We start from the raw sequence: 14,853 nt of genomic DNA, 5'->3' as shown, positions 1-14,853 counted from the left end.
TTACTATGAAAATTAATGAATTGTCATCCTGTCTTGCCGCTTCGCGTCTATACGGGGAGGGTGGGACCGAGATTATGGATTTGCAGGTGGATTCCCGCAAGGTTAAGCCGGGCGATTTGTTCATTTGCCTGCCCGGTCATACAGTGGACGGACATGATTATGCACCGCAGGCAGCCGCAGGCGGTGCGGCTGCCCTAGTCTGTGAGCGGAAGCTGGAGATCGATCTGCCGCAGATCGTGGTAGATGACTGCCGGTTTGCGATGTCCGTGCTGTCGAATGCGTTCTTCGGCTCACCCAGCAGCCGGATGAAGATGATTGGGATTACCGGGACCAACGGCAAAACCACGACTACGTATCTGATTGAGAAAATCATGCAGGACCATGGCGTGAAAACGGGGCTGATCGGGACGATTCAGATGCGTTATGACGGACAAAGCTATCCGATGTCCGGTACTACGCAGGAATCGCTTGAGCTTCAGCGTACTTTGAACGATATGGCGTCCAAAGGCGTGCAGTGCTGTGTGATGGAGGTATCCTCCCATGCACTTCAGCAGGGACGGGTGAAGGGAACGGATTACCGCACGGCAATATTTACTAACCTGACTCAGGATCATCTGGATTATCACCATACGATGGAGGAGTACCGCGCGGCTAAGGCACTATTCTTCTCGCGGCTTGGCAATGTGATCTCTCCGTGGAAGGAAGAACGTAAATATGCAGTTCTCAACACGGATGATGCAGCAAGCAGCTATTTTGCTGACCAGACCGCTGCGGAAGTGATTACATATGGTATCGACACCCCTGCAAATGTCCGGGCCACTCAAATTTCGATCACGTCCAAAGGAACTTTTTTCCATGTGGATACGTTTAAGGGGAAGACAGATATTTCGCTCCGGATGGTCGGTAAGTTCAATGTCTATAATGCACTAGCGGCCATTACTGCTGCGCTGCTGGAGGATGTGCCGCTGGAAGAAATCAAAGCCAGTCTGGAGTCCGTAGCCGGTGTGGACGGACGTGTCGAGTCTGTGGATGCCGGACAGGATTTCGCGGTCATCGTAGACTACGCGCATACGCCGGATGGTCTGGAGAATGTGCTGAAGGCTGTCTGTGAATTCGCTGCCGGCAAGGTCATTACCGTCTTTGGCTGTGGGGGAGACCGGGATACGACCAAACGGCCGCTGATGGGCAAGATAGCTGCCAAATACAGTGATCATGTCATGGTTACTTCCGACAATCCCCGGACAGAGGATCCGCTGCTGATTCTGCGCGATATTGAAGCGGGCCTTCTTGAGGACGGCGTGTCACAGGAACGGTATGAGATGATTCCCGACCGGCGGGAAGCGATCAGAAAAGCTATTGAAATGGCAAGCCCCGGCGATGTAGTATTGATTGCGGGGAAAGGTCATGAGACCTATCAGCTAATCGGCGGAGTCGTTCATGATTTTGATGACCGCATTGTAGCCAAAGAAGTGATAAGGGGCCGAAGCTATTGATTACAAGAACGCTGTATACTATCGCGCAAATGTGCGGAGGAAAGCTGTCCTCTGCTGAAGATAACAATATCGAAATTGCGGGGGTCGTAACCGATTCCCGCAAAATTACGCCTGCCTGCCTGTTCGTTCCTCTGGTCGGAGATAACTTTGACGGCCATGATTACGCTGCTGCTTCTCTGGCGGCAGGAGCAGCCGCTACGCTCTGGCAGCGGGATAAGGAGCCTGCGCCTGAAGGCGGTCCTGTCATTCTGGTGGAGGATACACTGGCCGCTTTGCAGAGACTGTCCTCGGCATATCTGGGCGAGCTCGCACCGCGTGTAGTCGCCGTGACAGGCAGCAACGGCAAGACAACGACCAAAGATATGGTTACCGCTCTTCTTGAAGTGCAGTACAAGGTACACAAAACACAGGGGAATTTCAATAACCACATCGGTCTGCCGCTTACGATTCTCTCCATGGACAGTGATGTTGAGATTGCTGTGCTGGAGATGGGCATGAGCTCGCGCGGGGAGATATCCCTGCTGTCAAGGATAGCTACCCCTGATGTGGCTATGATTACCAACGTGGGTGAATCCCATCTGCTGCAGCTCGGGTCCCGCAAGGAAATTGCCCGGGCCAAGCTGGAGATTGTGGACGGACTTAAGCCGGGCGGCCTGCTCATCTATAACGGGGATGAACCGCTGCTCGCAGAAGTTATGGCAGAGCCGGGGTTTAATCCGCCGGAAGGGATGCTCAGCTTCCGTTTCGGGCAGTCCGGAGACAATGATGACTATCCTACAGGTCTCATGACTCATGGAGCAGGAATGTCCTTCACTTCGCATCTTCATGCCGAGCGTGCCTTCACGTTGCCTCTGCCGGGGCGTCACAATGTCATTAACGCACTCGCCGCACTGGCGGTTGCACGCCACTTCCTTGTGACTGATGAGAATATTGAGACCGGATTAGCCGGGCTTAAGCTGACCGGCATGCGGATTGAAGTGATACAGGCGGCGAACGGGCTGACGCTGCTGAACGATGCTTACAATGCCAGCCCTACGTCCATGAGAGCAGCGATAGATGTGCTGCAGTCCATGAAGTGCAGCGGGAGCAGAATCGCGGTGCTGGGGGACATGCTGGAACTTGGGCCTGATGAAGTTCAGTTCCACCAGCAGATCGGCAGCTATCTCGATCCTGCACTGACGGATGCGGTATACACTTACGGACCGCTCGCTGCTCATATTGCTGCGGCTGCGGCGGAGAGATTCGGGGCCGGACATGTATTTGCTTTTGAAGACAAAGAAGCATTGATCACGGCCTTGAACACCAAATGTGGTTCCAGGGATGTAGTACTCTTCAAAGCGTCCCGGGGGATGCGTCTGGAGGAAGTGCTTCACCGCCTGAAAGAATATTCTGAAGCTGACTTAAACTAATGGAGGGGGTGTACCCATGGATTATCAATTACTTCTACTGACTATTGCTGTATCCTTTATCCTTGCGGTCATTGCCGCTCCGCTGATTATCCCGCTACTGCGCCGGATGAAGTTCGGACAACAGGTTCGCGATGACGGGCCTCAGACCCATCTGAAGAAGGCGGGAACGCCTACGATGGGCGGAATTATCATCATGGTGGCGTTCACATTGTCTTTTCTGAAATTTTCAGTGATTAATTCGGATTTCTACGTCCTTCTGGTAGCTACGCTGGGTTACGGTCTGATCGGTTTCCTGGATGACTATATTAAGATTGCCTTCAAACGTTCACTCGGACTGACGGCACGCCAGAAGCTTGCCGGCCAGCTGCTGGTCGGTATCGTTCTCTGTGCATTGCTCATTTCCGGCGGACATCATACAAACATCAGCATTCCGGGAACATCGGTGAGCTTTGACTGGGGCGGCTGGTTCTACTATCCGTTTATTGTCCTGATGATGATGGCGGTAACCAATGCGGTTAACTTCACGGATGGTGTGGACGGACTGCTGTCCGGTGTCAGTGCGATCGCGCTCGCTGCTTTTGCTGTAGTTGCCATGCAGGCAACCTCCATTGCTGCCGGTGTCTGCGCTGCGGCGATGATTGGTGCAGTACTTGGCTTTCTGGTATTCAATGCCCATCCGGCCAAAGTGTTCATGGGTGATTTCGGCTCCTTCGGGATCGGCGGTGCCATTGGCGCGATTGCCATTGTAACGAAGACCGAGCTGCTCTTCGTGGTGATCGGCGGTGTCTTCGTAGTCGAAATGCTGTCCGTAATTATTCAGGTCGCTTCGTTCAAAACACGCGGCAAACGGGTGTTCCGAATGAGCCCGATCCATCATCACTTTGAGCTGGGCGGCTGGTCGGAGTGGCGTGTGGTTGTCTCCTTCTGGGCGGTGAGCCTGGTGCTTGCGGCTGTTGGACTATATCTCATCAAGGGGTTGTAACATATGAAGCATCCGGATTTGTACCGTGGTGAAGAAGTGGTCGTCCTGGGGCTCGCCAAAAGCGGCGTCCAGGTGGCCAAGGTGCTGCATGAGCGCGGCGCGGTTGTGACGGTCAATGATAAAAAGGAAAGAGATCAAAGTCCCGAAGCTTCCGAACTGGAATCTTTGGGAATTTATGTTATATGCGGCGGGCATCCGGAGGGGCTGATTCATGAGGGTGTTGCACTTGTTGTCAAGAATCCGGGGATTCCCTATTCCGTGGCTCCGGTGCAGCAGGCTCTTGAGCTTGGCATCGAAGTCGTAACGGAGGTAGAGGTGGCTTACCATCTCTGCGCCGCACCTATGATCGGTATTACGGGCTCCAACGGGAAGACGACTACAACGACCTGGGTTGGCCGTATGCTGGAGGCAGCGGGGATGAGTCCTATAGTTGCCGGGAACATCGGTACGCCGCTCTGTCAGGCCGCTCAGGAGGCTGACGTGGACAACTGGATGGTTGTCGAGCTCAGCAGCTTCCAGCTCAAGGGGACGGAGGCCTTCCGGCCCAAGGTCGCTGCCCTGTTGAATGTTGCCGAGACCCATCTGGATTATCATGGGGGGATGGAGGATTATGTGGCCTCCAAATCCAAGCTGTTCGCGAATCAGGGGCCGGGCGACACTGCTGTACTGAATTGGGATGATCCGGTCTGCCGCGAGCTGGTTCCTTATATCAAAGCAGGCATCCTGCCCTTCTCCATGACCGAAGAGCTGGTTCAGGGCATCTTTGTCCGTCCATCCTATCTGCCGGAGACAGAAGATGATCTGAAGCGGGTCATCATCTACCGGGATTATACGGAGAGCGAGACTGAAATAGCCGATGTGGATTCGATTGGCCTTCCGGGCCGCTTCAATGTGGAGAATGCGCTGGCCGCCTGCGGCATTGCCATTGCCGCAGGCGCGGACCCGGCTGTGCTTGGCGGAGTGCTGGCTTCCTTCCGCGGTGTGGAGCACCGGCTGGAATATGTGACAGACAAGGCGGGGGCCGCCTACTATAACAATTCTAAGGCTACCAATTCCAAAGCTACAGCCATGGCGCTGGGGTCCTTCAAGAAGCCGGTCATCCTCGTTGCCGGAGGTCTGGACCGCGGTTCTGATTATATGGAGCTGCTGCCTGTCCTCGGAGGGAACGTCAAGGCCCTGGTGGCCCTTGGGGAGACGAAGGACAAGCTGGCCGTGGTTGCGCAGCTGGCAGGAGTAAAGACAATCATCTCCGTCGATAATGGGGAGAGCGCCGCCGCCGTGCTGCAAGAGGCCGTGCGGGAGGCTTCCGCTCTTGCGGAAGCAGGAGATGTAGTTCTCCTCTCTCCTGCCTGTGCCAGCTGGGATATGTTTACATCCTATGAGGAGCGCGGGCGTATTTTTAAAGAGGCGGTGCATAACCTTTAAGTAGGGGGGTGGATAAGCCCCTACTACGGATGCAAGAGGTGTGCTCCTGATGAACAAATCCCGTCATGCGCCCGATATCTGGCTGCTGCTTCCGATATTGGCTTTGCTGGCCATTGGTATGGTAATGGTATACAGCGCCGGGTCCGTTTTAGGCTTCCGCAATTATGGCGACTCGTTTTATTTTGTCAAAAGACAGCTGCTGTTCGCAGGCCTGGGTCTTATCGCCATGTTCATCACCGCGAATACGGATTATGTGGTGCTGAAGAAGTTCGCCAGGCCGGTCTTGCTTGTCTGCTTCGTACTGCTGGTGTTGGTGCTGGTTCCCGGCATAGGGGTCGTGCGCGGCGGTGCGCGCAGCTGGCTGGGGATCAGCTCCTTCGGCATCCAGCCCTCGGAGTTCATGAAGATGGGGATGATCCTCTTTCTGGCCAAATGGCTCGGAACAGAGGATTACGATATTTCCAGCTTCACCCGTGGACTGCTTCCGCCGCTTGCGCTGATCGGTTCCGCTTTTGCGCTGATCATGCTCCAGCCGGATCTCGGTACAGGCACTGTCATGTTCGGGGCTGCCTTGATGATGGTCTTCACGGCAGGGGCCCGGATGAAGCATCTGCTCTCCCTGGGCGCGCTGGGTATCGCAGGGTTCGTGGGGCTTATTGCCGCCGCACCTTACCGTCTGCAGCGGATTACGGCCTTCCTGGACCCCTGGTCCGATCCGCTCGGGGCCGGATATCAGATCATACAGTCACTGTACGCGATTGGACCCGGCGGACTGGGGGGCTTGGGTCTCGGCATGAGCCGGCAGAAGTACAGCTATGTGCCGGAGCCGCAGACCGATTTTATTTTCTCCATACTGGCTGAGGAGCTTGGGTTTATCGGGGGGCTGGCAGTGCTGCTGCTCTTCCTGATTCTGATTTGGCGCGGAATGAAGGTAGCAATGAGTCTGCCGGACCGTTTCGGCAGCTATCTGGCCGTAGGCATCGTATGTATGGTCGCTATTCAGGTGATCATCAACATCGGTGTGGTTATCGGCCTCATGCCGGTTACCGGCATTACGCTTCCGCTGATCAGCTACGGAGGCTCATCGCTGACCCTGATGCTTACAGCCCTTGGCATTCTACTTAATTTATCCCGTTATGCGAGGTGAAAGACATGCGTATTGTATTAAGCGGCGGCGGTACGGGCGGACATATCTATCCGGCCGTAGCCGTAGCCAGACAGCTGGAATCCGAAGAAGAGAAATCCGTCTTCCTGTATATCGGGGGCAAACGCGGTCTGGAGAGCAAGCTTGTTCCCCAAGAGAATCTACCCTTTAAAGCAATTGATATTACCGGCTTCCGCCGTAAGCTCTCGATGGACAATGTGAAGACGGTAATGCGTTTCCTGAAGGGGGTGAAGGCCTCCAAAGCCATGCTGCGGGAGTTCAAGCCGGATGTCGTTATCGGTACCGGCGGATATGTCTGCGGGCCGGTAGTGTACGCTGCATCCCGGCTAGGCATCCCGACCCTTATCCATGAACAGAACGCGATTCCGGGCCTGACCAACCGTTTCCTAAGCCGGTATGCCGATACGGTCGCCGTAAGCTTTGAAGGCACGGAGCCCGCTTTTCCAGGGGCTAAGAACGTAATCTACACGGGCAACCCCCGGGCAACTACGGTAATGACTGCCAACCCGCAGCGGGGATTCGCTTCACTTGGGATTCCTGAAGGCAGTACGGTTGTGCTGGTAGTCGGAGGAAGCGGAGGCGCCAAGGCAATTAACCGGGCGATGATTGAAATGGCTCCGTTTGTGGGTAAGGGTAATGGTGTTCACTATGTGTATGTTACCGGAGAGGCTTATTTCGAGGAAACCCGTAAAGCTGTGCGCGAGAAGCTCGGAAGCTTGCCGAACTCCCTGCATATTCTTCCGTATATTCATAATATGCCCGAGGTGCTGGCCTGTACTTCACTCATCGTGAACCGGGCGGGGGCATCGTTTCTTGCAGAGATTACTGCGCTTGGCATTCCTTCTGTGCTTATCCCTTCTCCCAATGTGACGAATAATCACCAGGAAGCGAATGCCAGACAGCTTGAACGTGAAGGGGCAGCCGTTGTGCTGCTGGAGAAGGATCTGAGCGGCGAGGCACTATTCGCAGCGGTGCATAAGATTATCGGAGCGGACGCTGCACGCCGCAGTATGTCTGATGCCTCAAGGCGGCTGGGTAAAAGAGATTCCGCCTCGCTGGTTGTCGCCGAGCTCCGCAGACTGGCTGCAGGCCGGAAACGCTAGAATCCGGGCTTACATTGTCACACACGAGAGGTCACGAACATAGGATGATCCTATAATCGTGACAATCACCCAGAGCACTTCCAGTTCATGAAATGTGGAGCGGGCAGCTTCCCGGCCTATTTCTGTTGATCTGTGTACAGGAAGTGCCCAACGGTGGGTGAGCGGTAATCTCGGAGGTGATACATTGGACAAATTGGTGATTGAGGGTGGAAATCCCCTGTCAGGCACCATACGTATCCATGGAGCGAAAAATGCGGCCCTGCCGATTCTGGCGGCAAGCCTGCTGGCCGAAGGAGTTCACTCACTGCATAATGTGCCGAAGCTGCTGGACATCGAAACTATGCTGGATATTCTGGAAAGGCTGGGCTGCAGGGCCGTGCATGAAGACGAAACGGTTACGGTCGATACAACCTACGTCGCAACCTCGCATGTTCCGGAGGATTTAATGCGGCAGATGAGATCCTCCATTTTTCTAATGGGACCGCTTCTGTCCAGGTTTGGTGAAGTGACGATTTATCAGCCGGGCGGCTGTGCCATCGGGGAACGCAAAATTGATCTTCACCTGCAGGGTCTGAAGCTGCTCGGGGCGGAGATTGAGGAAACCAGCGGGATGATCTGCTGCCGGGCTGCCAAACTGACGGGCTGTGATATTCATCTGGATTATCCAAGCGTTGGAGCCACGGAGAATATCATGATGGCAGCCGCTATGGCGGAAGGGACAACGACGGTGTCTGGGGCGGCCAGAGAGCCGGAAATCCAGGATCTGCAGAATTTCCTGAATGCGATGGGTGCGCAAATCATCGGTGCAGGAACAGATACGATCACCATCCAGGGCGTCTCCAAGCTGTATCCGTGCAATTATGAGGTCATTCCCGACCGGATTGTCGCCGGGACCGTAATGATCGCTGCGGCAGCTACAAGGGGGAATGTGACGCTGACCCACACCAACGCAGGACATTTGACTTCTCTGATCCATGTTCTGAGGCGTGCCGGTGTTCAAATTACAGTTTGCAATGATATAATTAATATCAGCTGTATGGGGCGTCCGCGTGCAGTAGAAAGAATTGTAACCTCTCCTTATCCTTCGTTCCCTACAGATCTGCAATCCCAGGTGATGGTCCTTTTATCCCTGGCTGACGGATTCAGCGTGATTAAAGAAACTGTATTTGAAGGGCGCTTTAAGCATGTAGAGGAGATGGCGCGGATGGGAGCCGACATTTCCATTGACCTGAACCGGGCTTTTATACGCGGAGTGCAGAGATTGTACGGAGCTACGGTAGAAGCTACCGACCTGCGTGCCGGAGCTGCCCTGGTTATCGCCGGACTTGCCGCTCAAGGGACTACCGTTGTTGAGCAGGCGCATCATATTGACCGCGGATATGATGGCATTGAGGTACTGTTTCAGAAGCTGGGTGCACGGATTAGTCGCAAGGTACCTGTGCCGGACCCTCTGGATTTGGCCAATTAAAGCTCCCTGTCTCCTTCGGCCCGAGTGCGCGGGAAGGAGACAGGGCCTTATTACGGAGATATGAGAATGCCTAAAACCCGAATGCCTCTTCTTAAAGAGGACAAGCCCAGTAAGAGAATGAGCCGTAAAATTACCATTATCCTGCTACTGTTGTTTATTGCGCTGCTGGCCGTGATATTTTTCCGTTCGTCCGTCAGTAAGATTACAGCTATCCATTTCCAGGGGGATAAATATACATCCCGGGAGGAATTGCTTGCCGCAAGCGGTCTTACGATCGGCGGACAGTTCTTCGCAGTCTCCGGAGATTCCGTGGAAAGTGCATTGACAGAACTGAAGACGGTTCAGGAAGCGGCTGTGGACAAGAGTTTCCCCGGTGTGATTAACATCAGCATTAAGGAATTCCCCGCAGTGGCATACGAGCTGGATGAGGCTGGATCGCTTGAGGCGATTCTGTCCAGCGGAGCTGCAGTATCTGTCAAGGATACAGGGATTGCCGTTGAAAAGCCGATATTAACCAACTGGAAGGCTGATGATCCGTACAAGACGAAGCTGTGCCAGGCGCTGGCTGATATTCCGAATGAACTGACCAGTGATATATCCGAGATCGTCCCCTCCCCGACTTTGTCTTTTCCGGACCGTATTAAGCTGTATACACGTTCACGGTTTGAGGTCATTACGGCAATTTCACTGCTTAAGGACAAAGTGGAATACCTAAATCAAGTAATTGAAAATGAGCAGCCGGGATTGATCAAGATGCTTGAGGCCGATTCTTATGTCCCATTTCATACGGAAGCGGAGGATTCCGGGGAGGATGCAGACACACAAGAGTAAATAGTCCCTACTAATAGAGCGGAAAAAATGCTACAATCGGTTTTACGGGCAATAAGCAACCTCCCTCTTTTTTCTGCGGATTTTTTGAAATACATTCATGGATATAGCTGTCATTTCTTAAAAGGTAGAACTTATATGCTTTAGAAAAAATTAAAAGCAGTTGTTTGCATGCCAAAAGGCTGTTATATTATTCCATTCAAAAAATTTGTAGAAAAAAGAGGGAAAGGATTAGGGATGTTGAATATGTACAGAGAAGTTTCCCGGGACCGGGATCAAAGCGCATTTTCTATTTATTTGGCTTCACAATTCATTATGATTATAACAGGAGGTGCCATAGGGCTTGAGCAACAATGACATCATTGTTAGTTTGGACATCGGTACATCCAAAGTTCGGGCAATAATTGGGGAAGTTACCAATGGAACCTTTAATATTATTGGCGTTGGATCTGCTGATTCGGAAGGAATACGCAAGGGTGCGATTGTAGACATCGATCAGACTGTGCAATCGATCAAGAGTGCCGTAGAGCATGCGGAGCAAATGGTCGGTATTCAAATATCCGAGGTGTATGTCGGTATATCCGGTAATCATATCGGCCTGCAATCCAGTCACGGTGTAGTTGCCGTGCAGAATGAAGACCGTGAGATCGGCGAAGAAGATATCGACCGCGTAATCAAGGCTGCTGAGGTCATAGCACTGCCTCCTGAGCGCGAAGTCATTGATGTTGTCGCCAAGCAATATATCGTCGACGGGCTTGAAGGAATTCAAGATCCGCGCGGAATGATCGGAGTTCGCCTCGAGGTTGAAGCAACGATCATTACCGGGGCTAAGACACCAATACATAATCTGCTGCGCTGCGTGGAGAAATCAGGTCTGAAGGTTAAAGATCTTGTGCTTATGTCTCTCGGGGCAGGCGGATTAGCGCTTTCCAAGGATGAGAAATCAATGGGAGCAGTACTGGTGGATATCGGTGCCGGCCAGGCGACGATAGCCGTATATGAAGAAGGTTCCTTGTGCGCAACCTCTACGATTCCGATCGGAGGAGAATTTATAACCAATGATATTGCATACGGTCTGCGAACGCTTACCGATCAGGCTGAGAAGGTCAAGCTGAAATATGGCTGTGCCTGGATTGATGACGCCGCCTCGGATGTCGTGTTCAAGGTTCTGCGGATCGGCAGCAATGTTGAGAAGGAATTCAACCAGGAGGATCTGGCGGCGATTATTGAGCCCAGAGTTCAAGAAATCTTCCATCTGATCCGCCAGGAAGTGAAGCGGCTTGGTTACAATGAGCTTCCGGGAGGTTATATACTAACGGGTGGCACCGTTTCGATGCCGGGTGTCCTGAAGGTCGCCCAGACTGAGCTGGCAGCCTCCGTACGTATTGCCGTACCTGATTATATTGGAGTACGTGACCCCGGGTTCACCGGCGGTGTAGGTATACTCCATACCGTTGTGCGCAGATTCCGCGGACGAAGCAGCGGCGGAAGCGCCAATAAGAAGACGGTTAACCGCAGCAAGCAAAGTGCTGCACCTAGCCAGGATTCTTCCAAGAAGCCGGGGCTGGTAGAACGTCTAAAGAATATGTTCAGCGAGTTCATATAAGTGTAAGTCCAGATATACTTGGACTGGCCATCCAAGCACTACTCAAGGGGGAGATGGAAACAATATGTTGGAATTTGATTTTGAAATGGAGAGCTTAGCCCAAATAAAGGTCATCGGCGTAGGCGGCGGCGGAAGCAATGCTGTAAACCGGATGATTGAAAATGGCGTTCAGGGTGTTGAATTCATTACGGTTAATACAGATGCCCAAGCGCTGCATATGGCCAAATCGGAGCATAAACTGCAAATCGGGGATAAACTGACCCGCGGACTTGGCGCTGGAGCCAATCCTGAGGTGGGGAAGAAAGCGGCTGAAGAATCCCGCGATCTGATTTCAAATACGCTTAAAGGTGCAGATATGGTATTCGTAACCGCAGGTATGGGCGGGGGTACCGGAACAGGCGCAGCGCCTGTAATTGCTGAGATTGCCAGAGAGTGCGGAGCATTGACGGTTGGCGTCGTGACCCGTCCGTTTACTTTTGAAGGCAGAAAACGTTCCAATCAGGCAGAACTGGGAATCGAAGCGTTGAAAGAAAAAGTGGATACGCTGATCGTGATTCCGAATGACCGCCTGCTGGAAATTGTGGATAAGAAAACACCAATGCTGGAGGCTTTCCGTGAAGCGGATAATGTACTCCGCCAGGCTGTGCAAGGGATATCTGATCTCATTGCCGTTCCCGGCCTGATCAACCTTGACTTTGCCGATGTGAAGACCATCATGACAGAACGCGGTTCGGCGCTTATGGGCATCGGAATTGCCACCGGCGAGAACCGTGCGTCAGAGGCGGCCCGCAAAGCCATTATGAGCCCGCTCCTCGAAACCTCGATTGAAGGTGCGCGCGGTGTAATCATGAACATCACAGGGGGCTCTAACCTCTCCCTGTACGAGGTTAATGAAGCGGCTGAGATTGTTACTTCTGCTTCGGACCCCGAAGTGAATATGATCTTCGGTGCCATTATCGAAGAGAGCATGAAGGACGAAATCAAGGTTACGGTAATTGCTACCGGCTTTGAACATAAGCCTTCCCCTGTAGCGCCTGCTCGCCGTCCTGCATCCAGCAGTGAGCCGGCAGCGGACAAGGATAAGAATGCGAATCTGCGTCCGTTCGGCAATCAGACAACCTCTGATCAGCTGGATATTCCAACCTTCCTGCGCAACCGGACACGCGGCAACAATGATTAAGAACTAAGAGCAATGAACTGCATAGCTTTTTACGGAAGCACCGTATTCAACCCGCCTTGAGCCGGGACGAATACGGTGTTTTTTTGTTTTTCAGGCTGTTATAATAACGATAACGGGAGACGATGGAATGGAGCTGCTGGACCCCCGGGTGGATTTTGTATTTAAACGGATATTTGCAAGCGAGAGTAACAAGGATGTGCTGCTGGCTTTTCTGAACCGGATATTCATGGATGCGGGAGATCCGCCGCTGGAGGAAGTAGTGCTGCTCAATCCTTATACAGATAAGGATGATCCGCTGGATAAGCTATCAATATTTGATATTTGGGCGAAGTCTGCAGACGGCAAGCTGATCAATATTGAAATGCAGCTGTTCAACAAATATGATATTGAGAAAAGGACCTTATATTACTGGAGCAAACGTTACGCGGGCCAGCTTCAGGTAAGCGGCAAATACACAGACCTCAAGAAATGCGTAACAATCAACATTCTGAATTATAAGGTGCTGCCTAACGAACATCCGCATAGTGTGTTTCACTTACGGGAGGATGCAACCGGAATGCCGCTCACGGATGATATTGAAATTCATTTTCTGGAATTACCCAAGCTGAATCAGCCAGCGGTTCCCGGCCAAGGCGGCCTGGTGAACTGGCTGCTGTTCTTGAAGGGAATAAACCACTCGGATTGGGAGGTGCTGTTGATGAACGAGCCTGCTTTGAGGAAGGCGATGGAAACCCTGGAGTTTCTGAGTCAGGATTCGGAAGCCCGGCGTAAATATGAGGACCGCCAGAAGTTTCTGCTTGACGAAGCCTCGCAGAGAGACGGTGCACAAAGAGAAGGGTTTGCTAAAGGCATAGCGGAAGGCAGAGAAGTAGGCAGAACAGAAGGCAGAGCAGAAGGTGAGCTCGAGGCAAAGCTGGAAATAGCCAAGAATCTCTTGGCTATGGGGATGGATCTTCCTTCTGTAATGAAGGCAACCGGACTGACTGAAGAAGAATTGAAATCTATTAGTTAAATAAATATTCGAACTTGAAGTCAGCCTCTACAGGCTGGCTTTTTGTTTTATCCTCTTAATATCTCTGCTGACCTATAACTCGACAAAAAAAACGTAAGTACGCCCCCCAAGTTTAGACAGACTTTGAATGCGAGAGTTCCTATACTAATCTTATCGTCTAAAAAGAGAGCCTTCACCCTGGCCTCCGGCTAGATATCCGTTACCAGGCAGGTGAAAACACTGGTTGTTTATATTGACTTGATCTTCGCCGCCAATCTGCTGATCGACGGAATTCTATTGTGGCTGACCAGCTGGCTGGTCAAGCTGAAGGTGTCCTGGTGGCGCCTGTCTCTCTCTGCGCTGGTTGGCGCGCTCTATGTCGTGATGATGTTTGTACCGGAGCTGTCCTTCATGTACACCTTCCTCATCAAGTTTGGGTTGTCGGTAGTGATGCTGTGGATCGCGTTTGGATTTAGAAGTCTGCAAAGCTATCTTCGTGCATTGGGGGCATTTTATATCATTAATTTTGCGGCGGCAGGAGGTATAGTAGGGATTCATTATTTGCTGCAAAGCTCAGGCGACATCTGGAACGGCATTATCTTTACTTCTTCAGGCGGCCAAGCTTACCGGCTGAAGATTGGATTCTGGTTCGTACTTGCGATGCTTCCGCTGGTGCTACTTCTCTTCAAGCTGATTCAAGCCTCACGCAGGCGCAGGGAGCAGCTGGAGACATATATCGGTGAAGTGACTGTGGAGATTGACGGTGTTATTGTTACTTGCCCCGGGCTGCTGGATACCGGAAACCGGCTGAATGATCCGCTTACGCGAATTCCGGTCATGGTTATGGAATCCTCATTATGGGAAGGCCATCTGCCGGCCTCATGGAAAGGGAGGCTGACACAGACGGGGGCAGATACACTTGTGCTGGAAGCGGACGGGCAGTCGTTCGCCTGGCAGGACAGAATACGGCTGGTGCCGTACAGAGGCGTTAACCGCGGGGCATCCTTCATGCTCGCGTTGAAGCCGGATTCAGTGATGATAAAGCTTGGCGGCGAAACCTTCTACAGCAAGAGGGTTCTCATCGGGCTGGATGGCGGGACACTGTCGGGAGACGGGGCGTACCGGGCGGTCATACATCCTGACCTGACCCACAATGAGAGCGCTGTAGAGGCGCCGGCAGACAAGGCTATGAGTTAAGGAACA

The 14,853-nt window shown here is 52.6% G+C and carries 12 protein-coding genes; all 12 read left to right on the top strand.

Translation table 11 applies throughout. The annotated features are described in order from the left end of the window. The first annotated feature begins 5 nt into the window (after nt 1–5). The 12 genes from R50912_RS24475 to spoIIGA all read left to right on the top strand — a co-directional run bounded on the left by R50912_RS24475 (nt 6) and on the right by spoIIGA (nt 14,847). Nucleotides 6–1,493 carry a UDP-N-acetylmuramoyl-L-alanyl-D-glutamate--2,6-diaminopimelate ligase gene (locus R50912_RS24475; RefSeq protein ID WP_042238533.1) on the top strand — a complete coding sequence of 496 codons (1,488 nt, stop codon included), beginning with the start codon at nt 6–8 and terminating at the stop codon, nt 1,491–1,493. Beyond that, nucleotides 1,490–2,902, top strand: coding sequence for a UDP-N-acetylmuramoyl-tripeptide--D-alanyl-D-alanine ligase (locus tag R50912_RS24470; protein WP_042238532.1), 1,413 nt, complete (start codon nt 1,490–1,492; stop codon nt 2,900–2,902). Before R50912_RS24475 ends, R50912_RS24470 begins: the two co-directional genes overlap by 4 nt. A 16-nt stretch (nt 2,903–2,918) precedes the next feature. Continuing rightward, nucleotides 2,919–3,884 carry a phospho-N-acetylmuramoyl-pentapeptide-transferase gene (gene mraY, locus R50912_RS24465; protein WP_039304257.1) on the top strand — a complete coding sequence of 322 codons (966 nt, stop codon included), beginning with the start codon at nt 2,919–2,921 and terminating at the stop codon, nt 3,882–3,884. 3 nt (nt 3,885–3,887) lie between these two features. Next, nucleotides 3,888–5,309, top strand: a complete 1,422-nt coding sequence (murD, locus tag R50912_RS24460) for a UDP-N-acetylmuramoyl-L-alanine--D-glutamate ligase (protein WP_042238531.1) — start codon at nt 3,888–3,890, stop codon at nt 5,307–5,309. A gap of 49 nt (nt 5,310–5,358) precedes the next feature. After that, nucleotides 5,359–6,456, top strand: coding sequence for a stage V sporulation protein E (gene spoVE / locus R50912_RS24455; protein WP_042238529.1), 1,098 nt, complete (start codon nt 5,359–5,361; stop codon nt 6,454–6,456). A 5-nt stretch (nt 6,457–6,461) separates the two neighbouring features. Continuing rightward, nucleotides 6,462–7,577: an undecaprenyldiphospho-muramoylpentapeptide beta-N-acetylglucosaminyltransferase gene (murG, locus tag R50912_RS24450; RefSeq protein WP_042238528.1), complete on the top strand. Its 1,116-nt coding sequence runs from the start codon at nt 6,462–6,464 to the stop codon at nt 7,575–7,577. Between the two features lie 184 nt (nt 7,578–7,761). Beyond that, nucleotides 7,762–9,045, top strand: a complete 1,284-nt coding sequence (gene murA, locus R50912_RS24445; RefSeq protein WP_042238527.1) for a UDP-N-acetylglucosamine 1-carboxyvinyltransferase — start codon at nt 7,762–7,764, stop codon at nt 9,043–9,045. A 66-nt stretch (nt 9,046–9,111) separates the two neighbouring features. After that, the gene (locus R50912_RS24440) at nt 9,112–9,876 is read left to right on the top strand and encodes a cell division protein FtsQ/DivIB (RefSeq protein ID WP_042238526.1); all 765 of its coding nucleotides are present in this window, start codon (nt 9,112–9,114) and stop codon (nt 9,874–9,876) included. A 340-nt stretch (nt 9,877–10,216) separates the two neighbouring features. Further along, complete coding sequence (ftsA, locus tag R50912_RS24435; protein WP_042238525.1) at nt 10,217–11,479, top strand: cell division protein FtsA; 1,263 nt, start codon at nt 10,217–10,219, stop codon at nt 11,477–11,479. A 64-nt stretch (nt 11,480–11,543) separates the two neighbouring features. Then, nucleotides 11,544–12,659, top strand: coding sequence for a cell division protein FtsZ (gene ftsZ, locus R50912_RS24430; RefSeq protein ID WP_042139382.1), 1,116 nt, complete (start codon nt 11,544–11,546; stop codon nt 12,657–12,659). A 127-nt stretch (nt 12,660–12,786) separates the two neighbouring features. Then, nucleotides 12,787–13,671, top strand: coding sequence for an Rpn family recombination-promoting nuclease/putative transposase (locus R50912_RS24425; protein WP_042238524.1), 885 nt, complete (start codon nt 12,787–12,789; stop codon nt 13,669–13,671). A 210-nt stretch (nt 13,672–13,881) separates the two neighbouring features. Next, the gene (gene spoIIGA, locus R50912_RS24420) at nt 13,882–14,847 is read left to right on the top strand and encodes a sigma-E processing peptidase SpoIIGA (RefSeq protein ID WP_197072976.1); all 966 of its coding nucleotides are present in this window, start codon (nt 13,882–13,884) and stop codon (nt 14,845–14,847) included. The last annotated feature ends 6 nt before the right edge of the window (nt 14,848–14,853 follow it).

This window comes from Paenibacillus sp. FSL R5-0912 (assembly GCF_000758605.1).
Taxonomy (GTDB): domain Bacteria; phylum Bacillota; class Bacilli; order Paenibacillales; family Paenibacillaceae; genus Paenibacillus_AQ.
Note: the sequence above shows the minus strand (reverse complement) of the source record. Positions and strands in the feature narration are given on the sequence as shown.

Excerpts from the sequence above, each read along its gene's own strand:
- R50912_RS24475 (WP_042238533.1), top strand. The coding sequence starts at position 6 with ATGAAAATTAATGAATTGTCATCCTGTCTTGCCGCTTCGCGTCTATAC.
- mraY (WP_039304257.1), top strand. The coding sequence starts at position 2,919 with ATGGATTATCAATTACTTCTACTGACTATTGCTGTATCCTTTATCCTT.
- murD (WP_042238531.1), top strand. The coding sequence starts at position 3,888 with ATGAAGCATCCGGATTTGTACCGTGGTGAAGAAGTGGTCGTCCTGGGG.
- spoVE (WP_042238529.1), top strand. The coding sequence starts at position 5,359 with ATGAACAAATCCCGTCATGCGCCCGATATCTGGCTGCTGCTTCCGATA.
- murG (WP_042238528.1), top strand. The coding sequence starts at position 6,462 with ATGCGTATTGTATTAAGCGGCGGCGGTACGGGCGGACATATCTATCCG.
- R50912_RS24440 (WP_042238526.1), top strand. The coding sequence starts at position 9,112 with ATGCCTAAAACCCGAATGCCTCTTCTTAAAGAGGACAAGCCCAGTAAG.
- ftsZ (WP_042139382.1), top strand. The coding sequence starts at position 11,544 with ATGTTGGAATTTGATTTTGAAATGGAGAGCTTAGCCCAAATAAAGGTC.
- R50912_RS24425 (WP_042238524.1), top strand. The coding sequence starts at position 12,787 with ATGGAGCTGCTGGACCCCCGGGTGGATTTTGTATTTAAACGGATATTT.